Here is a 24,263-nt window from a genome sequence, read left to right as displayed (position 1 = left end):
TTTTTATAACTGATGTCGCTCGTAGGGCTCGATCGACTGAACGATTACTTCCTCACAAAGCAACACGAGATCGAGGCCGATGTTGGGGTTCAAGTCGAACTTCACCAATCCGTTTTCTGCCTTCGTCAAGGTGATGTCCCGGATCCACGCTTCCTCTAGCATTGCGTTCAAGTCGATCTCGCCAGACCGCACCGTGCGTAATTGCAACTTCACAATGTAGTCCGGTTGACCGGTTTCAGGACGCGGCCCGTAACGGTTGTGCAAGATTTCAAGGCTGACATCAACCAGATCGCGTGACTGCCCCGGCAGTAACGCCTCGCCGTTCTCATCCCTGTATGACAGTCGTGCGCGTTGTATGGTAAGTGCTCTGACGGCTGAATCGTGAAATGACGGGTATGAACCTAGCACCTTGCGCAGCAGATCTCCGTACTTTGCCAGTTCCCAACCGAATGTATTTTCGTCGTCGTTCATCGTAATCAATTCCAGCGGATTGGAGACATCGGCAAGTGGGTGTCGTCTCGCTTGCCGTTATCGAAATTGTGCCCATGCTCAGCACCATGACTCTCATGGTACTGAGCGGATAGATTGCCGTTACCGTCGAAATAGTCGGTATCGAGTCCGTTCGGATTGAGTCGAAATCCGCCCGGTTCATTGCCAGTCATCTTGACTCCGCGCGCGGCGACCTCGAGCACATCGTCGCTGAGTCCATCAGGCACATAGTCGAACGAATTCGCATCCGATAGCGGTGTATCACCATCCGAAAGACTCTTCAGCAACGGATTTCCGCTTTCAACATCGGTCGTGCCGGGCATTTCTTCGGCTACCGTGCTAGCCACTTCTAGTGCTGTGCCCAGCCAGTCCGTTCCCGCCGAACGGATGCGGCCTACCGTGGCACCGAAACGATCAGACGCGGACGCGGCAGCCTCCAGCCCCGCAGCCTTCGATGAAAGGTCCGATACGCTGATAAGGGACGCGCCTAATTCGCCATGGGCTTCGCGAAGTGCGGAGAACTCGGCCCAAGAGATGGATTTAATCGACTTGGCGCTGCGTAGACCGCCTCCAAATGCCGGCCAGCGTTGGGGCGCGTAGTGTCGACATACCTTTCTGTTCCCCGAGTAATTACGATTCATCACCGCGATCAGCCGGCCATCGCGAACGGCATCTTTCAGAATGCGCGCGATACCTGCGCCATCGACCGGCATATTCCATCTCGAGAGTCTTAGACGATCTCGTAGGAAACGCATGTAGTGGTCTGATTCATAGGACCCGCGGCTCTCTCGTTCGTCGATTCTTACATCAAACCACTGTATGAAGTCGTCACGGTCGAGTTTCAGCCGGTTCGTCATCCACAGTTCGCTTCCATCATCTTCATCAAGAGTCGAGTAGCCCCAAGATGAGGACCGGTATCGAGAGGGTGTCTTGAAAGGCTGAGATTGAGCTGAGTAGCGATAGTTGCGGACGAGCCGCACCTTTTTCTCGAATTGGTTCCGCGAGCGGCGTTGCAAGGCACTTTGAATCTCACTTGGCACCATCAAAGCGCATTGCCAGGTATTGCGGCCGATTGGCACGTAAAGCGCGCTATAGGAGAATCCCCAATCTGGATACACGTCTTTCTCTCCAACAGAGACAGAATCACGAATCGTAGGATAACGAACGAATTCGGATTCGAACGCGACAAAATTTGAATTTGGCCGGTCTTTTCAATTGCGCGCTACCATAAGCAATTTCCCCCCGACGAGCGACCCACGATGCCCGAACGCATGATCGATCTACGCAGCGATACCGTCACCCGCCCGAGCCAGGCGATGCTCGCCGCCATGTCCGCAGCCCAAGTCGGCGACGACGTCTGGGGCGACGATCCGACCGTGCTGAAACTCCAGGCGACGCTTGCCGAGCGCACCGGCAAGGAAGCGGGCCTTTTCTTTCCGAGCGGCACGCAAAGCAACCTCGCCGCGCTGATGGCGCATTGCGCGCGCGGCGACGAGTACATCGTCGGGCAGGCGGCGCACACGTACAAATACGAAGGCGGCGGCGCGGCGGTGCTCGGCAGCATCCAGCCGCAGCCGGTCGAGAATGCGCCGGACGGCAGCTTGCCGCTCGAGAAGATCGCGGCGGCCATCAAGCCCATCGACGATCACTTCGCGCGCACGAAACTGCTTGCGCTGGAGAACACCATCGGCGGCAAGGTGCTGCCGGCGTCGTATGTGAAGGAAGCGACGCAGCTCGCGCGCGGTCACGGCCTCTCGACGCATCTGGACGGCGCGCGCCTCTTCAACGCGGTCGTGGCGTCCGACCGGCCGGCGAGCGAACTGTGCGCGCCGTTCGATACCGTTTCCATCTGCTGCTCGAAGGGGCTGGGCGCGCCCGTCGGCTCGGTGCTGGTCGGCAGCAAGGCGCTCGTCGATGTCGCGCATCGCTGGCGCAAGGTGCTGGGCGGCGGCATGCGGCAGGCGGGCGTGCTCGCGGCGGCGTGTCTTTACGCGCTCGATCATCACGTCGACGGACTCGCGCAGGATCACGACAATGCGGCGCGGCTGGCGGCGGGGCTCGCGGGCATCGACGGCATCGTGATTCAGTCGCACGCCACCAACATGGTGTTCGCGCAGATCGCGAAAGCGCACTGCGCGCCGCTCGAAACGTGGCTGAAGGACCGGGGCATTCTCACGCAGATGCTCTATGCATCGCGCTTCGTCACGCATCGCGATGTGTCGCGCGCGGATATCGACACGGTCGTCGGCGCGGTGAAAGCGTACTTCGCCGCGCAATGAGAAATGGCCCGGCCGGCGCAAACCGGTCGGGCCATTTTCTTTGGAGCGCGAGACTTTACTGCACCGCGCCCGAATCGAACCACGCGGCGATCTTCTGACGCTCCGCGTCCGTCATCTGGGTGACATTGCCAAGCGGCATCGCCTTCAGCGTGACGGCCTGCTGATGCACGCGCTGCGCGTTCTGCTTGATCTCGGCGGGCGTGTCGAGCACGACGCCGGCGGGCGCGCTGCCCATCATCGTCGGATGCGCGGAATGGCACACCGCGCAGCGCTGCTGGATGATCGGCTGGATATCGGCGACCTTGATCGACGGAGCGCCCGCGGCTTGCGCCACCGGCACGGTCGGCGCGGGCATCGTCCAGGCGAACGCGCCCAGCACGAGCACGAGACCGGCGAGCGGCATGTACCACAGCACTTGTCCGCGATGCCGCATCACGAAGAACTGACGGATCAGCGCGCCCGCCAGCATGATGAGCACGAGAATCACCCAGTTGAACTTGTGCGTGTAGGTCATCGCGTAGTGGTTCGACAGCATCGCGAAGACGACCGGCAGCGTGAAATACGTGTTGTGCACCGAGCGCTGCTTGCCGCGCTTGCCGTAGATCGCGTTCGGCGTTTCGCCCTCGAGCATCGCGGCGACCATCTTGCGCTGGCCCGGGATGATGACGAAGAACACATTCGCCGACATGATCGTCGCGATCATCGCGCCCGTGATCAGATACGCGGCGCGGCCCGAGAACACGTGACACGCGACGAACGCCGCGATCAGCACGTACACGCCGACGCAAATGCCGAGCAGACGGTCGTTGTTGCCGAGCAGACGGCACAGCGAGTCATACACGATCCAGCCGGCCATCAGAAAGCCGAGCGCGGCGGCGACCGCAACCACGGGCCCCATGTCGAGCACGTTCTTGTCGATGAGATACGTGCTCGGCGAGAGCAGATACAGCACGAAGAAGAGGCCGAAGCCGGACATCCACGTGGTGTAGGACGGCCAGAACGACCAGTGCAGGCTCTCCGGCATGTCCTGCGGCGCGACGGAATACTTCTGCATGTGATAGAAACCGCCGCCGTGGACGTGCCAGAAGTCGCCGAAGACGCCGCGCCGCCGCGCGTTCGGGTCCTGCGGCGGTTTCAGGCTGTTGTCGAGCGCGACGAAGTAGAACGATTCGCCGATCCACGCGATTGCGACGATGACGTGCAGACAGCGCAACGCGAGGTTGAGCCAGTCGGTGATAAAGCCTTCCATGTACTCCTCCACTACCGATTCGTTATATGCGCGCTCTTGCGAGTGTCTTTTAGCTGCCGCGATACGTGCTGTACGCCCAGGGCGACACGAGTAGCGGCACGTGATAGTGCGCGGCGGCATCCGCGACGCCGAAGCGCAGCACCACGCGATCGACGAAGCGCGGCTCGGGCACCGTCACGCCGAGCGAGGCGAAATAATCGCCCGCATGAAAGACGAGTTCGTACTCGCCGGCTTCGAGTTCCGCGCCTTCGAGCAGCGGCGAATCGCAGCGGCCATCGTCGTTGGTGAGGGTGGTCTTGATCGCGCGCCGGGTGTCGCCGGAGAGCGCGAACAGCTCGACTTTGATGTTCGCGCCGGGGCGGCCGTGCGCGGTGTCGAGGACGTGGGTGGTGAGCTTGCCCATTCGCATGTTCCTTGTGTTGTGCGATGTCCGGCTCGCGCATCGATCCGAAATCCGCACTGGGGACGAGTGCGGCGGCGGCGGATCGAGGCTCCACGTCAGTGGCTACATACCCGTCGGCGTTTCAGATGCGCGCCGTGTACAGCATTGTAGAAATTCGAGATGCGCTGTGCGCGCGCGATAGGAAAGATAATGCCGGGCGCATGAGCGCCGGGCCGCGCGCAAACGTCCGGCGTCGCGGCTTCCGGTGCGATGCTACCCGCGCCAAAATTCGCGAATATATTGCTGGCCTGAATACGACCATGACGGCCCGGTGATTGCGGCTGTGTTTTTGGCTGCGGACAGTGACACGGCGCGCACTCATGCCGCGTCCCGAAGACGGCGTCCGACGCTGGGTAACCGGGGCTTTCACGGTCCTTGGTTCCCTGTTTCAACCGTCTTTTGGAGAAAGAGTTCGATGATGCCGACACCGCACAGCCTGCTCGTCAAGAACGCTCACATGCTCGTCACGATGGACGCGCAACGCCGCGAAATCGCCGATGGCGGGCTTTATATCGAAGGCAACCGCATCGTCGCGGCCGGGCCGACGAGCGAACTGCCGCAAACCGCCGACGACGTGCTCGACATGCGCGGGCATCTCGTGATTCCGGGCCTCGTCAATACGCATCACCACATGTATCAGAGCCTGACGCGCGCGATTCCCGCCGCGCAGAACGCCGAACTCTTCGGCTGGCTCACGAACCTCTACCGCATCTGGGCGCATCTGACGCCCGAAATGATCTCCGTCTCGACGACGACCGCGATGGCCGAACTGCTGCTCTCCGGCTGCACGACATCGAGTGATCACCTGTACATCTACCCAAACGGCAGCCGTCTCGACGACAGCATCGCGGCGGCGCGCGAGATCGGCATGCGCTTTCACGCGGCGCGCGGCAGCATGAGCGTCGGGCAAAAGGACGGCGGCTTGCCGCCCGATTCCGTCGTGGAAAAAGAAGACGCGATTCTGAAAGACTCGCAGCGCCTGATCGAGACGTATCACGACGAGGGCCGATACGCGATGCTGCGCGTGGTGGTCGCGCCGTGCTCGCCGTTCTCGGTGAGCCGCGAGTTGATGCGCGATGCCGCCGCGCTCGCACGCGAGTACGGCGTGTCGCTGCACACGCATCTGGCCGAGAACGTGAACGACGTCGCGTATAGCCGCGAGAAATTCGGCATGACGCCCGCGGAATATGCGCAGGACCTCGGCTGGGTCGGCCGCGACGTGTGGCACGCGCACTGCGTGCAGCTGGACAAGCCCGGCATCGAGCTTTTCGCGCGCACGGGAACCGGCGTCGCGCATTGTCCGTGCTCGAACATGCGGCTCGCGTCCGGCATCGCGCCGATCCGTGCGATGCGCGATGCGGGCGTGCCGGTCGGCCTCGGTGTGGACGGCTCCGCGTCGAACGATGGCGCGCAGATGGTCGCCGAAGTTCGGCAGGCGCTGTTGCTTCAGCGCGTGGGCTTCGGCCCCGACGCGATGACGGCGCGCGAAGCGCTCGAAATCGCGACGCTAGGCGGCGCGCGCGTGCTCAATCGCGATGACATCGGCGCGCTCGCGCCGGGCATGGCGGCGGATTTCGTCTCGTTCGATCTGTCTCAGCCCGCGTTTGCCGGCGCGCTGCACGATCCGGTCGCGGCGCTCGTGTTCTGCGCGCCGTCGCAGGTGGCGACGAGCGTCATCGATGGAAAGGTCGTGGTGAAGGAAGGGCGGCTGACGACGGTGGATTTGCGCGCGGTGATCGGGCGGCACAATGCGCTCGCCCGCGATCTGGCTAACCGCGCGCATTAACGAAATGCAGCGCGCGCGGCAGGCTCAGGGCTGATCGATGAGCGAGCGCGTCGCTTCGGCGACGAGTCCGCGCAGCCAGCGGACTTCGTCGGAATAGTGGCAGCGCTCGTGCCAGAGCTGGTAATACTGCATCGGCGGGAAGTCGAGCGGCGCGGGCACGACGGCGAGCGGCAGGAACTTCGCGTAATGATCGGCGAAGAGGCGCGTGGTCGTGAAGACGAGGTCCGACTTGATGAGCACGTAAGGCGCGAGATTGAAGTACGGCAGCGTCACGACCACATGCCGCTTCAGGCGCTCGCGCGCGAGATGCACGTCGATGGCGCCGCGCTGGCCGACGGAATAGGGCGTCGGCGCGAGATGCGGCGCGTTGAGATACTGGTCGAGCGTGAGGCCGCCGCGTTTGGCGAACGGATGCGTGTTGCTCACGAGACACACGATCTTGTCGACGAAAAGGTTCGACAGGTGCAATTGCTCGGGCGGCTCGGGCCAGTTCCCGACGACGATATCGAGCTTGCCGTCCTCGAGCGCGAGTTCGTAGTCGAACGCGGGGCCGAGCGAATGAAATTCGAGCGTCGCGTCCGGCGCGGCCTGACGAAAGCGCTCGACGACCGTCGGCACGAACAGCACGTTGAGATAATCCGGACAGCCGATGCGATAACACCGCACGGACGTCGACGGATCGAAGTTGTGCTGCTGAACCTTGATGCGCTCGATTTCGCGCAGCGCGTTCTGCGTCGGTTCGAGCAGGCGCAGGCCGTATTCGGTCGGCACCATGCCGGACTTGCCGCGCACGAGAAGCGGGTCGCCGGTGATGTCGCGCAGACGGCGCAGCGCGGCGCTGATGGCGGGTTGCGACTGATTGAGCTTGACGGCCGCGCGCGTGACGCTGCGCTCCATCAGCAAGGTATGCAGGACGCGTAGCAGGTACGTATCGATCGCCTCGCGTTGCTGACTCATGTTATCTCCACTATATGTTCTGGCTGATCGACGCAGGGACGCGACATATCGTTTTTAATATGGTCGCGAAATGGAGTCAAGGTGTGGCTAACCCGCAAGTGCTCGTTGCGCGGGGATATGCGCGCTATTTTGGAGATATCGACTTAGTGGCTCGAATTCTGTAAATTCTGCCCGCGATATGAGTTCGTGCGCGTAACCGGACGGTGGGCGCACAGAGCGCTCACGCTCGCGGTACTTTTTTCCAGTCCGGCCTGCTCGGTGGCCGGGCGCATCCTAAGAGCTCAATGGGCGACGCCATTTCCACGTCGACGACGCCACCGCGCCTGGCGTTGTCCGGCATCAGCAAGCAGTATCCGTCCGTCAAGGCCAACGACGGCGTGAACCTCGTCGTCATGCCGGGCGAGATCCATGCGGTTCTCGGTGAAAACGGCGCGGGCAAGTCCACGCTGATGAAGATCATCTACGGCGCGGTGCGTCCCGACGAAGGCGAGATCCGCTGGCAGGGCGAGGCCGTCGAGATCGGCAGCCCGGCCGCGGCGCGCAAGCTCGGCATCGGCATGGTGTTCCAGCACTTTTCGTTGTTCGAGACGCTGACGGTGGCCGAGAACATCGCGCTCGCGCTCGACGACAAGTTCGACATGCGAGCGCTCGGCAAGCGCATTCGCGAAGTGTCGAAGGATTACGGGCTCGACGTCGATCCGCAGCGGCACGTTCACAGCCTCACGGTGGGCGAGCGGCAGCGCGTGGAAATCGTGCGGTGCCTCCTGCAGAATCCGCGGCTGCTCATCATGGACGAGCCGACTTCCGTGCTCACGCCGCAAGCGGTGCAGAAGCTCTTCACGGTGCTGCGCCGGCTGGCGGCGGAAGGCTGCAGCATTCTCTACATCAGCCACAAGCTCGACGAAATCCAGGCGCTCTGCGAAAACGCCACCGTGATGCGCGGCGGCCGCGTGACCGGCAACGTCGATCCGCGCAAGGAAACGCACGCGTCGCTCGCGCAGTTGATGGTCGGCCATTCGCTGCCCGACTACACGCGCCGCGCCCACACGCCCGGCGACGTGCGGCTCGCGGTGAAAAACCTCTCGGTGGCAAGCCCCGACCCGTTCGGCACGTCGCTCGACAACGTGTCCTTCGACGTGCGCGCGGGCGAGATTTTCGGCATTGCGGGCGTGTCGGGCAACGGACAGGCGGAACTGCTCGCCGCGCTGTCGGGCGAAATCCGCGATCGCCGCGTCGCGCCGGATGCCGTTTCCATCTGCGGCACGCCGGCCGCGCGGCTGACGGCGGGCGCGCGGCGGCGGCTCGGCTTCGCGTTCGTGCCAGAAGAACGGCTCGGGCGCGGCGCGGTCCCGGCCATGTCGCTCGCGGAAAACGGCTTGCTCACCGCGCATCGGCAAAACATGGTGCGCGGCGGCTGGATTCGCTCGGGCGCGGTGCGCGGCTTCGCCGAGCGCTGCATCGAAGCGTTCGACGTGCGCTGCGGCGGCAGCGGCGCGCTCGCGCAAAGTCTCTCGGGCGGCAACTTGCAGAAGTTCATCGTCGGACGCGAGATATTGCAGGCGCCGAAGGCGCTCGTCGTCGCGCAGCCGACCTGGGGCGTCGATGTCGGCGCGGCCGGTTTCATCCGTCAGCAGTTGCTCGATCTCGCCTCGCGCGGCGTGGGGATTCTCGTCATCTCCGAAGAACTCGAAGAGCTTTTCGATATCTGCGACCGGCTCGCCGTGCTCGCGCGCGGCAAGCTCTCGCCGGTGCGCGCGACGGGCGAGACCAATGCCGAGGAAATCGGCCTCTTCATGGCGGGCCTCTTCGAAGGCCGGCGCGCGAGCGCAGCCGAACTCGATTCCCTGAGCAAATAAGCATGATCGTTCCCTATCGACTCGAAGCGCGCCCGACGCCCTCGCGCGTCATGCAGCTCGCCGTGCCGGTGATTGCCGCCGTGGCCACGCTCGTCATCGGCTTTCTGATTTTTAGCGTGGTCGGGCAGGACCCGCTGCGCGCGATGCACGCGTTCTTCATCGAACCGCTTTCGACCGTGAACGGCTGGTCCGAACTCGTGCTGAAGGCGTCGCCGCTGTGCCTGATCGGGCTCGGGCTCGCGCTCGGGTATCGCGCGAACGTGTGGAACATCGGCGCGGAAGGGCAAATGCTGCTCGGCGGCATCGTGGCGGGCGGCATCGCGATCCATGCGGGCGACGCGTCCGGCTGGTGGACGCTGCCGCTCATGGTCGCGGGCGGCGTCGTGGGCGGCATGGCGTGGGCGGCGATTCCCGCGCTGCTCAAGAGCCGCTTCAACACCAACGAGATTCTCACGAGCCTCATGCTCACCTACGTCGCGACGCAACTGCTCATTTATCTCGTCAGCGGGCCGTGGCGCGATCCGGAAGGCATGAACTTCCCGATTTCCGCGATGTTCGCCGACGACGCGCTCTTCCCGCGTCTCTACGGCGACTGGCACTGGACGTGGCTCAAGGGCACGCGCATCAACGCGTCGGTGTTCCTGACGGTGATCGCGATACCCCTCGTCTGGCTTTTCATGCGCAAGAGTTTCGCGGGCTTTCGCATGAACGTCGGCGGTCTCGCGCCGCTCGCCGCGCGCTACGCGGGCTTTTCCGACAAGAAGACGATCTGGACCTCGCTGCTCTTGTCCGGCGCTCTAGCGGGGCTGGCCGGGATGGGGGAGGTCGCCGGGCCGATCGGCCAGCTTCAGGCAGGCTGGTCGCCGGGCTACGGCTTCACCGCGATCATCGTCGTGTTCGTCGGGCGGCTGCATCCGGTGGGCATCGTGCTCGCGAGTCTCCTGATGGCGCTGCTGTATCTCGGCGGCGAGGCGGTGCAGACATCGCTGCAACTGCCGCAAGCGCTCGCGGGCGTGTTCCAGGGCTTGCTGCTTTTCTGTCTGCTCGGCTGCGACCTGTTCGTGAACTACCGCATCAGGCGCCGCACGAGCGCGCATCACGCCGCATAACGAGAACACGAAGATGGATATCAATCAAGCCAGCAATCTTGCGTCGAGCGCGGTCGTCGCGGCGATTCCGCTGATGTACGCGGGCGCGGGCGAACTCGTCGCGGAGAAGTCGGGCGTGCTCAATCTCGGCGTCGAAGGAATGATGCTGATGGGCGCGGTCACGGGCTACGCGGTGACGGCCGTCACCGGCAGTCCGTGGCTCGGCGTCGTCGCGTCGGTGTTCGCCGGGCTCGCGATGGCGCTGCTCTTCGGCTTTCTCACCATCACGATGCTCGCGAATCAGGTCGCCACCGGCCTTTCGCTGACGATCTTCGGCATCGGCTTTTCGGCGTATGTCGGCAAGCCGTACACGTCGGCTGCGGTGCGCGCGACCATCGACGTGATGCCCATTCCCGGTCTTTCGTCGATTCCCGTCCTCGGCCCCGCGATCTTCTCGCTCACGCCGCTCGGCTATCTCGCGTTCGTCATGTTCGGGCTGCTCGGCTGGTTCCTGTACAAGACGCGCGCGGGGCTCGTGTTGCGCTCGGTCGGCGAATCGCCGGCGGTCGCGCATTCGGTCGGGTTTCCGGTCGTCGGCGTGCGCTATGGCGCGACGCTCTTCGGCGGCGGCATGGCGGGCATCGCGGGCGGCTATTACTCGATCGTCTATCTGCACGTCTGGCAGGAGCAACTGACGTCGGGGCGCGGCTGGATCGCGCTTGCGCTCGTCGTCTTCGCGACGTGGCGGCCCGGGCGTCTTCTGATCGGCGCGCTGCTTTTCGGCGCGGTCATGGCGCTGCAGTTCTACGCGCAGGCCATCGGCGTGCCGGTGCCGACGCAGTTTCTCGCGATGCTGCCGTATCTCGCGACCATCGTCGTGCTCGTGCTGATTTCGCGCAATCCGAACACGATCAAGCTCAACGCGCCGGCATCGCTCGGCAAGCCCTTCTTCGGGGCGAACTGAGCGCGCGCTTCGCGGCTGTATCGCTCACATTTTTGGCCGACGACACTCGGTCACGGCTTACCCGTCTCGAATCACAACATCGATGAGGAGAATCACACGATGAATCAACCTTGGCTGAAGGCGATCACGGCCACTGTCGCGCTGTCCGCCACGCTGGCGGCCGCAAGCTCGCAAGCCGCCGATGCGCCGGGCGTCGCGTTCGTCTATCTCGGCAATCCGGGCGATGCGGGCTGGACCTTCGCGCACGACGCAGGCAGCAAGGAGGCCGAAGCGAAGTTCGGCAACAAGATCAAGATCACGCGCGTGGAGAACGTACCCGAGTCCGCGGATTCGGAGCGCGTGTTCCGCGATCTCGCGAACAAGGGCAACAAGGTCATCTTCGCCACGAGCTTCGGCTATCAGGATTTCGCGCTGAAGGTCGCGAAGGACTTTCCCGACACGATCTTCCTGACCGCGACCGGCTTCAAGAAGGCGAAGAACTTCGGCACCTATGATGTGCGCATGTATCAGGGCGCCTACCTCGCCGGCGTCGCCGCAGCCTACGTCACCAAGACGAACACGCTCGGTTTCGTCGCTTCGGTGCCGATTCCGGAAGTGGTGCGCAACATCAACGCGTACACGCTCGGCGCGCGTTCGGTGAATCCGAAGATCCACACGAAGGTCATCTGGATCAACAGTTGGTTCGATCCGGGCAAGGAAAAGCAGGCTGCCGAAACGCTGATCGGGCAGGGTGCGGACGTGCTGTTGCAGAACACGGATTCGAACGCGACGCTCAACACCGCGAACGAAAAGCATGTTCATGCGTTCGGCTGGGATTCGAACATGAAGAAGTTCGGCCCCGACGCGCATCTCGGCTCGGTCGTTGCGCACTGGGGCGTGTATTACAGCGACGTGATCCAGAAGGTGATCGACGGCAAGTGGAAGAACGATCCGGTTTGGCTCGGCATTCCGCAAAAGGCCGTGGACCTCGAAGACCTGAACACGGGCGCGATTCCGGCGAAAGCGGTGCAGGCCGTGTCCGCGAAACGCGACGAACTGCACTCGGGCAAGTGGGACGTGTTCAGCGGCCCGATCAAGGATCAGTCGGGCGCGGAAAAGATTCCGGCGGGCAAGACGCTGTCGGACCCGGAACTGCAGCGCATCAACTGGTATGTGGAAGGCGTGGACGGCTCGCTGCCGAAGTAAGCGGACGACCGATGCCCCATGAGAGAACCGCGCCTTCGGGCGCGGTTTTTTTGCAACTACGAGCGCGAGGGGGGCAGTCAGTCCTCGATGCGCAGGCCGACCTTGATCGTCACCTGCCAGTGCAGCACTTGCCCGTTCTCGATATGCCCCCGCGTCTCCGTCACTTCGAACCAGTGCATGTTGCGCAACGTCTTCGATGCCTTCGAGAGCGCGACGCGCACGGCGTCATCGCTCGATTGTGTCGACGAACCGGTGAGTTCGATCTGCTTATAGACGTGTTCCGACATGGTGTTCTCCTTGTGATGTGCTCGGGATGGCTCTACAGCAAGGCGCGCGCCATGATTGCGGCTCTGGATGCGCTCGCGCCGCTCACGAGCGCGGGCGCGTAGCTCCATTAAAGGACAGGAAAGCGCGGGAAAGAAGAGAAAGCGCGTCGAGGACTTCGGCGCGCATCGGACAGGGACCGTGTCCGCCGGTCAGCGCAGCGGGCGCGAAGCGGCGTCGCCCGCATCCTGACGGCGCGTGCCGCGACGCCTGCGCGCTGTCACCGTCGCGCCGAACTCGCTCAGAATCTGCGTGCGGGCGCGGCTCGCGAACACGAGAAAGCCGAAGCCGTTCGCCTCGTACCAGTAGCCGCCGTTCTCGAGCCCGTCGAGCGGCTGCTCGAGCGCATTCGTGATGGATTCGACGCAGCGCCTGTGCAGTTCGTCGATGGCAGGATACGGCGGCTGCGCGCCGCGCACGCTGCACAGGAGCACGTCGAGCCCCGGCAATACGTGTGCATACAGCACCGGTTCGTCCTGCGCGCGAGCGCGTGCAATCTTGGTGTCGAGCTGACCGAACGGCTTGAAATGCCGCAGCACGGCGAGGAAAGACTCATCGCCGTCGGCCTTCACGCGTCTACGCTTTTTCGGGAAGGACATAAAAACTCGCCTGAAAAAGAATTGCAAGAAACGCAGCGTCCTCATGCGGCCACTCCCGTTCTGCGTGCCGCACGTCGATCTTTTATAGCGCATCGATGTGATCGGGTCACGGTGAATCGGCCTTCAGGACGCCCGACCGGCTCATCGCCGATACGCATCCGGAGCGCACGAATCGTGCCGGTGACCAATTGGCGGCCCGCTGGCATCCCCTCGGTATCCTCTATGGGTACTATCCGACTTCTGTCTCAATAATAGTCCTGCTGCTAGCCGCGCGAATAGCCTTCACGAAGAAAAAAGCGGGCGGGCGAACCAAACGGGCGCGGCGCGTCGAGAAAGCGGCGCGCGCCGCCTGAGCGATGGCCGATGCGTGCGAACGAAAGGGCGATACGCGCTCTAGAGGCGCGGCGTCTTCTTCAGTTCATCGCGGATTTCGCGCAGCAGCAGCACGTCTTCGGGCGGCGCGGCCGGTGCAGCCGATTCGGCGGGCTTGCGCAGATTGTTGATGAACTTGACCATCAGAAAGATGATGAACGCGAGAATGATGAAATTGATGAGCACCGTGATGAACGAGCCGTATCCGAACACGGCGACGCCCGCGGTCTGCAGGTCCTTGTAGGAATCGGAATTGCCCTTGAACGTCGGCGGAATGTGACCGAGCCGGATGAAGAGATTGGAGAAGTCGAGGCCGCCCGTCGCGAGGCCGACCACCGGCATGATCAGATCCTTGACGATGGAGTTCACGATCGTCGAGAACGCGCCGCCGATGATGACGCCGACCGCAAGGTCCATGACGTTGCCCTTGAGGGCGAAGTTCTTGAATTCCTGGATCATGCTCATGCGGTGCTTCCTCCTGTTGAAGTCCGAAACGATTGACGAGCGCCGTGCGGCACGAACCGCCGCACGTTTCGCTCGCGGGCATGCCAATGATAGTCAATACGTTCGCGCGTCGCGCGGAACGTGACTGTTCAGACGAGACGCGTGAAGGCGCATGCGAGCGCGTTCATGCCGCCTTCAGGCCGCCTTCAAGCCGCCTTCACACGCCCGACGCTGATGGCCGCGCAGAACGCGGCATGGTCCGCGACCGTCTGCGCGCCGTAACGCTCGGCCCAGACCGCATAGGCGGCGTCGAGCTTGTCCGATGTGCCGCAATAGCCCGCAATGAGCGCCGCATCGCCGGTGCGGGCGTGCGCGCGGGCGAGCAGGAGTCCGAGGCACCACGCGTACAGATCGAAGGTCGCGCCGTGCAGCCAGTCGACGGGAATCGAGCCGCGAATCTGCTTCATCTGGCGCACGTAGAAATGGCGGCCGGCGATGGTCGTCCAGCCGAGCAGCGCATCGGAGGAGCTTTGCATCAGCCGCTGTCCATGCACGACGCGTCTTCCCTGATGACGAAACGGCTCGTCGAGCGGCGCAACGAAGGGCGCCGCAGCCGGCACGATGCCTTCCTTCACCTGCATGAAAAGCGGATCGCCGAGCGCGCGGCCCATCATCAGCACGAGATAGGCGCGCGTGCCGACGCTGCCCACGCCGACGACGCGGTGCGCGACATCCACCACGTCGTAGCGTTCGAGCATCATGCGCCACTCGCCCGCGATGGTCTGCAAATACGCCTTCAAGCCGTCGATGACGTGGTTCTTCTCGGCGGCGTCGAGCGCGGTGAGAATCGGCGGATCGACCTTGAAGCGCCAGCTCTGGCCGGCGGGCTCCGCGACTTTCGCGAGCATCGTCGCGTGCGAGCGCTTCATCGCGCGCTCGACTGTCTTTTCGACCGTGGCTTTCTCGTCGGCGGTGAGCTGCGTCGGCGCATCGATGTGCAGCGCGCTCGCGTAGGAGCGCATGTGCCAGAGGTCGTAGGGACTCACCTGGCGCAGCGCGGCCATCGACGTGCGATACGCCGCGCACGCCGAGCGCACGGCGCGCTCGCGGCCAGCACCGTCCACGCGGTTTTCGCGCGCCGCGACGTTGATGCTCGCCGTGAGGCGCTTCAAGTCCCATTCCCACGGCCCGACGAGGGTTTCGTCGAAGTCGTTCAGATCGAAGACGACGTCCTGACGCGGCGTGCGAAAGAGACCGAAGTTGTTGACGTGCGCGTCGCCGTCGATGATGACGTTGTGCCCAATCGAGGGCGACTTCGCCAGATCCCACGCCATGACGGTCGCCGAACCGCGCAGGAATGCGAACGGCGACTCCGCCATGCGCGCCATGCGCAGCGGGATGAGCCGCTGCTGCCGCCCGGCGTTGCCCGCGAGCACGCGCTCGACGGGGTCGGGGCGGTCCGGTTCGGGCTGCCAGTTCGCGTGCGCGTCGAACGGGATGGCGTCGCGCAGCGCGCGGCCGGCTTCGCGACTTTCGTCGGCGGTGCCGCTCGCGGGCGACATCGTCGAAATGGGGGTGAGGCGCGTGGACAAGCGGGCTCTCCTTCGGCGCGGCAAGCGGGCGATATCGTAGGTGAAGCAGAGCGAGCACGTTGCGCGCCTGTCGATTTTTACACTGCCCGCACGCCGCTTGCAGCGCGCCTGCACGCTGCGCGCCGGGCACAGTGCTTGCTCAAAGCGATTCCGCTTACGCCGTGCAATGCGGCCACCCATCATCCCGACGCATCGAGCGTCATTCTTGGTCGATCATCTCATGCCGAACGAATTCCGCATTGCCGAAGGATCCCCGTTTCCCCTTGGCGCGACGTGGGACGGAAAGGGCGTCAATTTCGCCCTGTTCTCAGCCAACGCGACGAAGGTGGAACTCTGCCTCTTCGACGATAAAGGCGAGAAAGAAACGCAGCGCATCGAGCTTCCCGAATACACCGACGAAGTCTGGCACGTCTACGTGCACGGTCTCGCGCCCGGCGCGGTGTACGGTTATCGCGTGCATGGGCCGTATGAGCCGGAGAACGGCCATCGCTTCAATCCGAACAAGCTGCTGCTCGACCCTTACGCGAAGGCGCACGTCGGCGAGCTGAAATGGGACCCGGCCGTGTTCGGCTACACGCTCAACGCGGAAGGCGACGATCTCACGTTCGACGAGCGCGACAGCGCGCCCTTCATGCAGAAATGCCAGGTGGTCGATCAGAGCTTCAGCTGGACGCACGCGACGCGCGTTCGCGTGCCGTGGGAACACACGATCTTCTACGAGACGCACGTTCGCGGCTACACGAAGCGGCATCCGGCCGTTCCAGAGCACATGCGCGGCACGTTCGAAGGACTCGGCCAAAAGGAAGTGGTCGACTACATCAAGAGCCTCGGCGTGACGTCGGTCGAACTGCTGCCGATTCACGCGTTCGTGAACGACAGCTATCTGCTCGACAAGGGCCTCACGAACTACTGGGGCTACAACACGATCGGCTTTTTCGCGGCCGATCCGCGCTTCTTCTCGCGCGGGCCGGGCGTCGTCGCGGAATTCAAGGAAATGGTCGACCGCCTGCACGAAGCCGGTCTCGAAGTCATTCTCGACGTGGTCTACAATCACACGGCCGAAGGCAACGAGCGCGGGCCGACGCTGTCGTTCCGCGGCATCGACAACGCGTCGTACTACCGGCTGATGCCCGATCAGACGCGCTACTACATCAACGATACGGGCACCGGCAACACGCTCAATCTCTCGCATCCGCGCGTGCTGCAGATGGTCACCGACAGCCTGCGCTACTGGGTGACGGAGATGAACGTGGACGGCTTCCGCTTCGATCTCGCGACGATCCTCGGGCGCGAGCCGTATGGCTTCGACGAAGGCGGCGGCTTTCTCGACAGTTGCCGCCAGGACCCGATTCTCTCGAGCGTGAAGCTCATCGCGGAGCCGTGGGATTGCGGTCCGGGCGGCTATCAGGTCGGCGGCTTCCCGCCCGGCTGGGCCGAGTGGAACGACCGCTATCGCGACACGGTGCGCGGGTTCTGGAAGGGCGACGAGGGCGAATCGGCGGAACTGGCGAAGCGCATCACGGCGTCGGGCGACAAGTTCAACAAGCGCGGGCGTCGTCCGTGGGCGAGCGTGAACTTCATCACCGCGCACGACGGCTTCACGCTCAACGATCTCGTCTCCTACAACGACAAGCACAACGACGCGAACGGCGAGAACAACAACGACGGTCATTCGGACAACAAATCGTGGAACTGCGGCGTCGAAGGCGCGACTGACGATGCCGAAATCCGCACGCTGCGCGAACGTCAAAAGCGCAATCTGCTCGCGACGCTGCTGTTCTCGCAAGGCACGCCGATGGTCCTCGCCGGCGACGAGTTCGGCCGCACGCAGCAGGGCAACAACAACGCGTACTGTCAGGACAACGAGATCAGCTGGGTGGACTGGGAGGGTATCGACGACGACGGCCGCGCGCTCACCGAATTCGTGCGCAAGCTGACGACGCTGCGTCACACGCTGCCGGTCTTGCGACGCCAGCGCTTTCTGACCGGCGAATTCCGCGAAGACCTGCAACTGGCCGACGTGCAATGGCTGAGTCCGAGCGGCACGCCGCTCACGCCCGAGCAATGGGACGATCCCGGCATGCACTGCTTCGGCCTCGTGATCGATGGCCGCGCGCAGGCAACGGGCATCCGCAAGCCGGCATCGGACGCGACGCTGCTGATGATTTTCAACGCGTATCACGATGTCGTCGACTTCACGCTGCCGGACATTCCCGGTCCCGATCAGTGGAGCTGTCTCATCGACACCAACGCGCCCGTGCGCGAGGAGTTGCCGCAATTCGATAGCGGCGACGTGTATCAAGTGACGGGGCGCTCGCTGCTGCTCTTCGCGCTGCAGGCGCGCGGCGCGACCAAGCGCGTGTTCGACCGGCTCGAAGAAGCGCTGACGGACGAAGTGCCGCCGGAGCAGGGCGGGGACACGTCCGGCGGCTGAGCGGGGTTCGCGCGGCGATTGCGTATGATGCGATTTTCGTAATCGCGACCGAGGCGGCGAAAGCCGCCTCTTTTCTTTGCACGATGCCTCTTTCAAGCAAGCCCGCATGATCCTGCACACGTTGATGCGCGTGGCGACCTGGGATCAGCTCGAACGCATCTGGGAATTCATCGTCGGGTTCTTCAAGTTCCTCTGGGCGCTGTTGCGGTTTCTCGGCGGCGGGTGAATTGCGTGCCAGCGCGCTTCTTCGGAACCAGCGCCGCGCTTTTTCAAATCCGTTGCCGCAATGAAAAGGCCCCGCGCGAGCGGGGCCTTCGGTGTGAAGCGACGCAACCGCGAAATCAGGTGTCGCGCCAGCCGTCGTCGTTGCTGCCGAGATCGAGGCCCGAGCCGCCGCTGCCGTCGTTCCAGTCGTTCGAGCCGCTGCCGAAGTCCAGGCCGCCGCCGTTGTTGTTGCCGAAGTCGAGGCCGCCGCCGTCATCGCGCTCGTTGCGCCGCTCGACCGGCACCTCGCGCTCGATCACGCGATCGCGTCCATGCGACATGGCTTCGCCGAGCAAGACACCCGTGAGAAGCCCGCCCATGCCGCCGCCAAATCCGCCGCCGCCTTGCTGAATGATGACGGGTGGCTGCTGCCCCGGCTGCGGCGGATACGGCCCTTGCTGCGGATACGGACCTTGCGGGCCATACGGCGGCTGGCTGCGTCCGAAGCGCTCGGCTTCCTGCGCGAACGGCGATTGCCCCTGCGGGCCGGCGTTCGACGCATTGGCCGCATTCGGATCGGGCCGGCCTTCGGCGCGCGCTTTCAGGCTCGCGACCTGATTCTCCAAGTCCTCGATCGCATACGGCGGCACGGGATTCTTCGCGTTCGACAACGCTTCGACCATTTCGCGCAGCTGCGTTTCCGCGCTTTCGACATCGCGCAGCAACGCTTCGTGGCCGGGCGCGGTGGACAGCTTCACGTCGAGCTTGAGCGTGCGAACGTCGTTGAGCAGTTCCGTTGCGCGCTTGATCTGCCCGCGGCGATCGTCCTCCGCGCGGCCGTCGTCGCGTGCGCGGGCGCGTCGCAGGCCCCAGCGCAGCACGAGCGCGATTGCGGCGATCAGCACGGCCAGGCCGATCCACATGCCCATCGACGGGCCATGTTTCTGCGGCGCGGCGGCCGCGCCCACATTGCCTTGATTGAACGGATTGAGCGCGACGGAACCGTTGGAACCGCGATTCGCCGTGGCATCGGCGCGGCCCGCGTCGTTGCGGATGCGCGCCTCGGTCGATGCGAACCGCGACGGATCGGTGAAGCTCAGGCTCGGATCGAGCGACTTCGCCTGTTGAAGCTGCGAGAGCGCATCGCTAGAGCGGCCTTCCCGGTCGAGCACCTGCGCGTAGAGATAGTGAGCGTGGGCGTTCTTCGGATGCGCGTCGAGCACTTCGCTCAACTGCGCGTCGGCTTGCCGCCAGTTGCCCTGCGTCATCGATTGCTCGACCTGCTGCGCGGTCGGAACCGCGAACGCGAGCGGCGATGCCACCGACAAGGCAAGCGACATCGATAAGGCAAGAGCCGTGAGAGTCTTTTTCATGTGCGGGCCGGGCGCATGGCGCCCGTCTCCATTCGAGCCAGCGATCGGTGTATGCCAGATCGTCGCAAGGCGAATACCTGTAAGGCATCCGTTCGCGACGGCCGGCATCCCCGCGTTACTGCGCCGGCGTGTTCAACTGCTTCTTCAGCGCTTCGAGACGGTCTTCCACGGACGGGCCGCGGTTGAGCGCCGCGAGCTTGTCCTCGAGCGCCTTGCCGGATTTCTGATCCGCCGAATTCAGGCGCGCGTCGGAGCGGGCGTTCGCGAGTTGCACCTTGTCTTCGAGCTTCTGGAAGTCTTCGGACAGATTTTTCCCGCCGATGCCGCCGAGCGCGGTGGCCGCCGTGTCCTTCGCTTGCGAGATCTGCTGCTTCGCCTGCAGGATGTTCGAGCGCGCGTTGAGGTCGTTGCGGCGCTGGCGCATGTCGCCGATCTGCTGCTTCAGGTGATCCACCGAAGGCACGAGCGTCTGCAGTTCGGCGGCGAGCGCATCGCGCTCGGTTTCCGCGTTCGCCTGCGCCGCGAGCGCCTCGCGCGCCAGGGCTTCGTCGCCGGATTGCAGCGCGCGCTTGGCGCCATCCTCGTACTTCCTGGCCTTCTCGGCGGCGGCGTCGCGCTTGCTTTGCTGCGTGGCGACCTGCGCCTCGATCTCGATCAGCGAGTTCTCCGCCTTCGCGATGCTGTCGTCCAGCTCGCGCACGATCTGGCGCGCGTCGCGGGAAGGGTCCTGCACCGTGTCGGCGGCATCGTTCAGAAGGCCTTTGACGGTGCGCGTGATGGAATCGAAAAGCGACATGTGTTTCTCCTTTGAAGACCGCGACGCGCCTGCTGCACGCCGTGCGCTGCATTTCTAATGCGACGTTGCGCGCGTCGAATGTGAGGCGTCCCGCGCGGATTGCAAGCGCACCGGCACTCGCTCGGCCGCAACGGGTTTACCCGCTTATTAGAGCATGCGGCGGCTTAGCGTGGAGTGAGCCAACGTTAAGGAGTGTAACGGCGCGCGAGCGCGCGCCGCGATGGGATGAAGCGTGCGACGCCGACGAAAAACGTCCGGCGCCTTTAGCGGCCGAGACGCCCTTCGCCGGTGAGCGAGGCATCTTCGCCGACGCTCTGAGGATTGTCCGCTTCGTCTGGATGAACGGGCGTCGCGGCCGCTTTCGCCGATGCAGCGCGCGCGAGGTTCTTGGTGGCGGTGGCCGCGGCTTCGCGCGCTTCGCGGGCGGCTGCCTTCGCAGCGACGCTGGCGAGCGCCACATTGAGCGGATCAGGTGCCTTCGGCGCGCGCAGCCGATCGACGATGCCCGCTACCTTGATCTGCTCGCTCGTCGCGTTGAAATTGAGCACCGCGCGCCGCATGAGTTCGCTCACGCTGATGCCGAGGTCGTCCGCGGTCTTGCTGATGGCGAGCTTCTGCGCGGGAGTCACGAAAACAACGATGCGTTCGGTAGGCTTGGTCGTCATGAGCGGCTCGCAAACAGTAAGGCGATTGCAAACATCGCAAGCGCGGTCCCGAATTCGGAACGGTTGCTTCTCTTACGCGGGTGCTGCGCCGGCCGGAGAACGCCGGGAAAGAATGTATCCATCATATCGGTTCGCGGGACCGCTGTGCGCGCCCGCGGCCTCGCATGACGAACCGTGCACGTCTTTCGGGGCAACGCTTGAGCGTGCGCGAAAAGAGCCGCCGGATCAACAGCTTGGCTATTTTCTCATAGGGTTGTCCACAAGGCTCTCAACAATTTCTGTGGGTAACCGCACACAGGTGCGTGCGGACGCCCGCGAGCCGGGGAAAGCGCGCCGAGCCGAATTTACTTACAAAAAAAGCGCGCGCGTTCTGTAGAGCGTCGCCCGAATTATTTAAAATGTGCTGTTACCCTTCGGTCGAAACCGACCCGCTCATCCGCTCGCCGCATGTCTGCCGCGCTGTGCTTCAGGCATTCGCGCAGGCATCGAGACGCGGCGCAGTGCGCGCGAAATAAGCGCGCTGAACGATCCCAGTCATGCCTATCATCAAACGTCCCGACTCTTCTCAATCATCGCGTCACGATCGCGAGCCCCGCTGGAACGACTCACGCAACGACTCGGGCGCGAGCCGCAACGGCGGCCGCGACGGCGGCCGCGACGGCGGCGGCAATGGCCGCAACGGTCGCGACGGTTCCAACGGCGGCGACGGACGCGACAGGCGCAATCGACCTAACGGACGCTCCATGTTCGGACGCATCGCGCTGTGGCTCGCGGGCATCGCGGCGATCGCGGCGGTGGTGGGCGCGCTCATCGTCGGCTACGCGCTCGTCGTGATGGAGCCGAACCTGCCTTCGCTCAACGCACTCATCGACTACCGGCCCAAGGTGCCGCTGCGCATCTATACGGCGGATCACGTGCTGATCGGCGAGTTCGGGGAAGAGCGGCGCAGCCTCGTGCGCTTTCAGGATATTCCCGATCAGATGAAAAAAGCGGTCCTCGCGATCGAGGACTACCGCTTCTACGATCACGGCGGCGTCGACTTCGTCGGCATCCTGCGCGCGGGCGTCACCGACCTGCTGCACGGCGGCGCGTCGCAGGGCGCGAGCACGATCACGATGCAGGTCGCGCGCAACTTCTTCCTGTCGAGCGAGAAGACGTACACGCGCAAGATCTACGAGATGCTGCTCGCATACAAGATCGAGCGCGCGCTCACGAAGGACCAGATTCTCGAGCTGTACATGAACCAGATTTATCTGGGCGAGCGCGCTTACGGCTTCTCGGCCGCCGCGCGCGTGTACTTCGGCAAGGACCTGAAGGACGTCACGCTCGCCGAGGCCGCGATGCTCGCGGGCTTGCCGAAGGCGCCGTCCGCGTATAACCCGGTCGTGAATCCGAAGCGCGCGAAGGTGCGCCAGCAGTACATCCTGAAGCGCATGCTCGATCTCAACTTCATCACGCGCGACCAGTACGATCAGGCCGTCGCCGAGGAAATCCATACGAAGTCGGCGGGCACCGAGTACGGCGTGCATGCCGAGTACGTCGCGGAAATGGTCCGGCAGATGATGTACGCGCAGTACAAGGAAGAGACGTACACGCGCGGCCTGACGGTCACGACGACCATCGATTCCGCCGATCAGGATGCCGCGTACCGCGCCGTGCGCAAGGGCGTGATGGATTACGAGCGACGCCACGGCTATCGCGGGCCGGAAGGCAGCGTCAATCTCCCGGCGGCGGCGGACGATCGCGCGGAAGCCATCGAAGACGCGCTCGTCGATCATCCGGACAACGGCGATCTCGTCGCGGCCGTGGTGACGGCGGCAAACGCGAAGCAGGTGACGGCGCAATTCGTCGGCGGCGATTCGGCGACCATCGCAGGCGACGGACTGCGCTTCGTGGCGGCGGCGCTGCGCGGCAACGCGTCGAAGGCGCTCGCGATCAGGCCCGGCTCCATCATCCGGCTCACGAAGGACGCGAAGAACAACTGGCAGATCACGCAATTGCCGCAAGTGGAGGGCGCGCTTGTCTCGATGGTCCCGCAGGACGGCGCGATTCGCGCGCTCATCGGCGGCTTCGACTTCAACAAGAACAAGTTTAATCACGTCACGCAGGCGTGGCGCCAGCCGGGTTCGAGCTTCAAGCCGTTCATCTATTCGGCGGCGCTCGACAAGGGCCTCGGACCGGCGACCATCATCAACGATGCGCCGCTGTACTTTCCCGCGCCGGCGGGCGGCGAGGCGTGGGAACCGAAGGACGACGACCAGCCCGACGGCCCGATGTCCATGCGCACCGGCCTGCAGAAGTCGAAAAATCTGGTGTCGATCCGCATTCTGTCCTTCATCGGAACCGGCTACGCGCAGGATTTCGTCACGCAGAAATTCGGCTTCGACAAGGACAAGACGCCGCCGTATCTGCCGCTCGCGCTCGGCGCGGGGCTCGTCACGCCGTTGCAACTGAGCGGCGCGTATTCCGTGTTCGCGAACGGCGGGTATCGCATCAATCCGTATCTGATCGCGCAGGTCGCCGATGCGCGCGGCACGGTCATTTCGCGCGCCGATCCGCTGACGGCGGGCGCGAATGCGCCGCAAACCCTCGAGCCGCGTAACGCCTACGTGATGAACAGCCTGCTGCATACCGTGGCGACGGCCGGCACCGGCTCGGGCACCAATGTGCTCAAGCGCAACGACTTGCAGGGCAAGACGGGTACGACCAACGACGCGAAGGACGGCTGGTTCGCGGGTTATCAGCATCAGCTCGTCGCGGTGGCGTGGATGGGATACGACCAGCCGAAATCGCTCGGCAGCAAGGAATTCGGCGCGCAACTCGCGTTGCCGATCTGGGTCGAGTACATGGGGCGCGCTCTGCGCGGCATTCCGCAGCAGCAGATGGACCGTCCGGATGGCGTGACGACCATCGACGGCGAACTGTTCTATGCGGACCGGACGCCGGGCGCGGGCTTCGTCGCGAGCATCGGCCTCGACAACAGCAATCCGATGGCGGGCGATTCGACGACGGCGGGCGGCGTAGGCCCTGCGGGAATGCAGGCGCCGCCGGTGCCGCAAGTCAACAGCGACGAGCGCAAGCAGATTATGGATCTCTTCAACCGGCCCTGAACGGGGCAGTCTTCAGCGCAATGAAAAACGCGCCGGCTTCGGTCCTACCGATGCC

At 64.1% G+C, this 24,263-nt stretch carries 20 protein-coding genes; 8 read left to right on the top strand and 12 right to left on the bottom strand.

Annotated features, from left to right (window positions below; translation table 11 throughout):
* Positions 1-3 precede the first annotated feature (3 nt).
* Positions 4-471, bottom strand: coding sequence for an Imm50 family immunity protein (locus LDZ27_RS08085; protein ID WP_244813607.1), 468 nt, complete (start codon positions 469-471; stop codon positions 4-6).
* Positions 472-476: 5 nt separating this feature from the next.
* Positions 477-1,607, bottom strand: coding sequence for a hypothetical protein (locus tag LDZ27_RS08080; protein ID WP_244813606.1), 1,131 nt, complete (start codon positions 1,605-1,607; stop codon positions 477-479).
* Between the two features lie 153 nt (positions 1,608-1,760).
* On the opposite strand from LDZ27_RS08080, the gene ltaE reads away from it, so the two are divergent.
* Positions 1,761-2,768 (top strand): low-specificity L-threonine aldolase, encoded by a 1,008-nt coding sequence (gene ltaE / locus LDZ27_RS08075; protein ID WP_244816085.1) that lies wholly within the window; start codon positions 1,761-1,763, stop codon positions 2,766-2,768.
* 55 nt (positions 2,769-2,823) lie between these two features.
* Here the strand turns inward: ltaE and LDZ27_RS08070 are convergent, their stop codons facing one another.
* Together LDZ27_RS08070 and uraH are read right to left on the bottom strand one after the other, a co-directional pair.
* Positions 2,824-4,017: a urate hydroxylase PuuD gene (locus LDZ27_RS08070; RefSeq protein WP_244813605.1), complete on the bottom strand. Its 1,194-nt coding sequence runs from the start codon at positions 4,015-4,017 to the stop codon at positions 2,824-2,826.
* A gap of 49 nt (positions 4,018-4,066) precedes the next feature.
* A complete protein-coding gene (gene uraH, locus LDZ27_RS08065; protein WP_244813604.1) occupies positions 4,067-4,420 on the bottom strand; it encodes a hydroxyisourate hydrolase in 354 nt (117 codons plus the stop codon).
* 454 nt (positions 4,421-4,874) lie between these two features.
* Here uraH and LDZ27_RS08060 point away from each other — a divergent pair, with 454 nt between their 5' ends.
* Positions 4,875-6,245 carry an 8-oxoguanine deaminase gene (locus LDZ27_RS08060; RefSeq protein ID WP_244813603.1) on the top strand — a complete coding sequence of 457 codons (1,371 nt, stop codon included), beginning with the start codon at positions 4,875-4,877 and terminating at the stop codon, positions 6,243-6,245.
* 24 nt (positions 6,246-6,269) lie between these two features.
* Here LDZ27_RS08060 and LDZ27_RS08055 read toward each other — a convergent pair whose 3' ends face one another.
* Positions 6,270-7,202, bottom strand: a complete 933-nt coding sequence (locus LDZ27_RS08055; protein ID WP_244813602.1) for a LysR substrate-binding domain-containing protein — start codon at positions 7,200-7,202, stop codon at positions 6,270-6,272.
* Between the two features lie 284 nt (positions 7,203-7,486).
* Between LDZ27_RS08055 and LDZ27_RS08050 the strand changes: the two genes are divergently transcribed.
* The 4 genes from LDZ27_RS08050 (at position 7,487) to LDZ27_RS08035 (ending at position 12,295) form a co-directional block, all read left to right on the top strand.
* The gene (locus tag LDZ27_RS08050) at positions 7,487-9,058 is read left to right on the top strand and encodes an ABC transporter ATP-binding protein (protein WP_244813601.1); all 1,572 of its coding nucleotides are present in this window, start codon (positions 7,487-7,489) and stop codon (positions 9,056-9,058) included.
* Between the two features lie 2 nt (positions 9,059-9,060).
* A complete protein-coding gene (locus LDZ27_RS08045) occupies positions 9,061-10,167 on the top strand; it encodes an ABC transporter permease (RefSeq protein WP_244813600.1) in 1,107 nt (368 codons plus the stop codon).
* Between the two features lie 13 nt (positions 10,168-10,180).
* Positions 10,181-11,110, top strand: a complete 930-nt coding sequence (locus LDZ27_RS08040) for an ABC transporter permease (RefSeq protein WP_244813599.1) — start codon at positions 10,181-10,183, stop codon at positions 11,108-11,110.
* A 99-nt stretch (positions 11,111-11,209) separates the two neighbouring features.
* Positions 11,210-12,295 carry a BMP family ABC transporter substrate-binding protein gene (locus tag LDZ27_RS08035; protein WP_244813598.1) on the top strand — a complete coding sequence of 362 codons (1,086 nt, stop codon included), beginning with the start codon at positions 11,210-11,212 and terminating at the stop codon, positions 12,293-12,295.
* A gap of 77 nt (positions 12,296-12,372) precedes the next feature.
* Here the strand turns inward: LDZ27_RS08035 and LDZ27_RS08030 are convergent, their stop codons facing one another.
* The 4 genes from LDZ27_RS08030 to LDZ27_RS08015 form a co-directional block, all read right to left on the bottom strand.
* Positions 12,373-12,582 carry a dodecin gene (locus LDZ27_RS08030; RefSeq protein ID WP_244813597.1) on the bottom strand — a complete coding sequence of 70 codons (210 nt, stop codon included), beginning with the start codon at positions 12,580-12,582 and terminating at the stop codon, positions 12,373-12,375.
* Between the two features lie 189 nt (positions 12,583-12,771).
* On the bottom strand, positions 12,772-13,263 hold the full coding sequence (locus tag LDZ27_RS08025) for a hypothetical protein (protein ID WP_244813596.1): 492 nt from the start codon (positions 13,261-13,263) through the stop codon (positions 12,772-12,774).
* 348 nt (positions 13,264-13,611) lie between these two features.
* On the bottom strand, positions 13,612-14,055 hold the full coding sequence (gene mscL / locus LDZ27_RS08020) for a large conductance mechanosensitive channel protein MscL (RefSeq protein ID WP_244813595.1): 444 nt from the start codon (positions 14,053-14,055) through the stop codon (positions 13,612-13,614).
* A 185-nt stretch (positions 14,056-14,240) separates the two neighbouring features.
* Positions 14,241-15,626: a DUF2252 domain-containing protein gene (locus LDZ27_RS08015; protein ID WP_244813594.1), complete on the bottom strand. Its 1,386-nt coding sequence runs from the start codon at positions 15,624-15,626 to the stop codon at positions 14,241-14,243.
* Positions 15,627-15,846: 220 nt separating this feature from the next.
* On the opposite strand from LDZ27_RS08015, the gene glgX reads away from it, so the two are divergent.
* Positions 15,847-18,060, top strand: a complete 2,214-nt coding sequence (glgX, locus tag LDZ27_RS08010) for a glycogen debranching protein GlgX (RefSeq protein WP_244816084.1) — start codon at positions 15,847-15,849, stop codon at positions 18,058-18,060.
* A gap of 341 nt (positions 18,061-18,401) precedes the next feature.
* On the opposite strand, the gene LDZ27_RS08005 is transcribed toward glgX, so the two are convergent.
* The 3 genes from LDZ27_RS08005 to LDZ27_RS07995 form a co-directional block, all read right to left on the bottom strand.
* A complete protein-coding gene (locus LDZ27_RS08005; protein WP_244813593.1) occupies positions 18,402-19,637 on the bottom strand; it encodes a M48 family metallopeptidase in 1,236 nt (411 codons plus the stop codon).
* 115 nt (positions 19,638-19,752) lie between these two features.
* Positions 19,753-20,433, bottom strand: a complete 681-nt coding sequence (locus tag LDZ27_RS08000; protein ID WP_244813592.1) for a PspA/IM30 family protein — start codon at positions 20,431-20,433, stop codon at positions 19,753-19,755.
* A 263-nt stretch (positions 20,434-20,696) separates the two neighbouring features.
* The gene (locus tag LDZ27_RS07995) at positions 20,697-21,098 is read right to left on the bottom strand and encodes a hypothetical protein (protein WP_244813591.1); all 402 of its coding nucleotides are present in this window, start codon (positions 21,096-21,098) and stop codon (positions 20,697-20,699) included.
* A gap of 536 nt (positions 21,099-21,634) precedes the next feature.
* On the opposite strand from LDZ27_RS07995, the gene LDZ27_RS07990 reads away from it, so the two are divergent.
* Positions 21,635-24,208 (top strand): penicillin-binding protein 1A, encoded by a 2,574-nt coding sequence (locus tag LDZ27_RS07990; protein ID WP_244813590.1) that lies wholly within the window; start codon positions 21,635-21,637, stop codon positions 24,206-24,208.
* Positions 24,209-24,263: the final 55 nt, after the last annotated feature.

This window comes from Caballeronia sp. Lep1P3, assembly GCF_022879595.1.
Lineage (GTDB): Bacteria > Pseudomonadota > Gammaproteobacteria > Burkholderiales > Burkholderiaceae > Caballeronia.
The sequence above is the reverse complement of the archived record's forward strand: the minus strand, read 5'-3'. Positions and strand labels throughout refer to the sequence as shown.

Bases quoted from the DNA above. Each gene is read 5' to 3' on its own strand.
- LDZ27_RS08025 (WP_244813596.1), bottom strand. From the start codon at position 13,263: ATGAGGACGCTGCGTTTCTTGCAATTCTTTTTCAGGCGAGTTTTTATG.
- LDZ27_RS08035 (WP_244813598.1), top strand. From the start codon at position 11,210: ATGAATCAACCTTGGCTGAAGGCGATCACGGCCACTGTCGCGCTGTCC.
- LDZ27_RS07995 (WP_244813591.1), bottom strand. From the start codon at position 21,098: ATGACGACCAAGCCTACCGAACGCATCGTTGTTTTCGTGACTCCCGCG.
- LDZ27_RS08085 (WP_244813607.1), bottom strand. From the start codon at position 471: ATGAACGACGACGAAAATACATTCGGTTGGGAACTGGCAAAGTACGGA.
- LDZ27_RS07990 (WP_244813590.1), top strand. From the start codon at position 21,635: ATGCCTATCATCAAACGTCCCGACTCTTCTCAATCATCGCGTCACGAT.
- ltaE (WP_244816085.1), top strand. From the start codon at position 1,761: ATGATCGATCTACGCAGCGATACCGTCACCCGCCCGAGCCAGGCGATG.
- LDZ27_RS08055 (WP_244813602.1), bottom strand. From the start codon at position 7,202: ATGAGTCAGCAACGCGAGGCGATCGATACGTACCTGCTACGCGTCCTG.
- LDZ27_RS08000 (WP_244813592.1), bottom strand. From the start codon at position 20,433: ATGTCGCTTTTCGATTCCATCACGCGCACCGTCAAAGGCCTTCTGAAC.
- LDZ27_RS08005 (WP_244813593.1), bottom strand. From the start codon at position 19,637: ATGAAAAAGACTCTCACGGCTCTTGCCTTATCGATGTCGCTTGCCTTG.
- LDZ27_RS08070 (WP_244813605.1), bottom strand. From the start codon at position 4,017: ATGGAAGGCTTTATCACCGACTGGCTCAACCTCGCGTTGCGCTGTCTG.
- LDZ27_RS08050 (WP_244813601.1), top strand. From the start codon at position 7,487: ATGGGCGACGCCATTTCCACGTCGACGACGCCACCGCGCCTGGCGTTG.
- uraH (WP_244813604.1), bottom strand. From the start codon at position 4,420: ATGGGCAAGCTCACCACCCACGTCCTCGACACCGCGCACGGCCGCCCC.
- LDZ27_RS08045 (WP_244813600.1), top strand. From the start codon at position 9,061: ATGATCGTTCCCTATCGACTCGAAGCGCGCCCGACGCCCTCGCGCGTC.
- mscL (WP_244813595.1), bottom strand. From the start codon at position 14,055: ATGAGCATGATCCAGGAATTCAAGAACTTCGCCCTCAAGGGCAACGTC.
- LDZ27_RS08060 (WP_244813603.1), top strand. From the start codon at position 4,875: ATGATGCCGACACCGCACAGCCTGCTCGTCAAGAACGCTCACATGCTC.
- glgX (WP_244816084.1), top strand. From the start codon at position 15,847: ATGCCGAACGAATTCCGCATTGCCGAAGGATCCCCGTTTCCCCTTGGC.
- LDZ27_RS08040 (WP_244813599.1), top strand. From the start codon at position 10,181: ATGGATATCAATCAAGCCAGCAATCTTGCGTCGAGCGCGGTCGTCGCG.
- LDZ27_RS08030 (WP_244813597.1), bottom strand. From the start codon at position 12,582: ATGTCGGAACACGTCTATAAGCAGATCGAACTCACCGGTTCGTCGACA.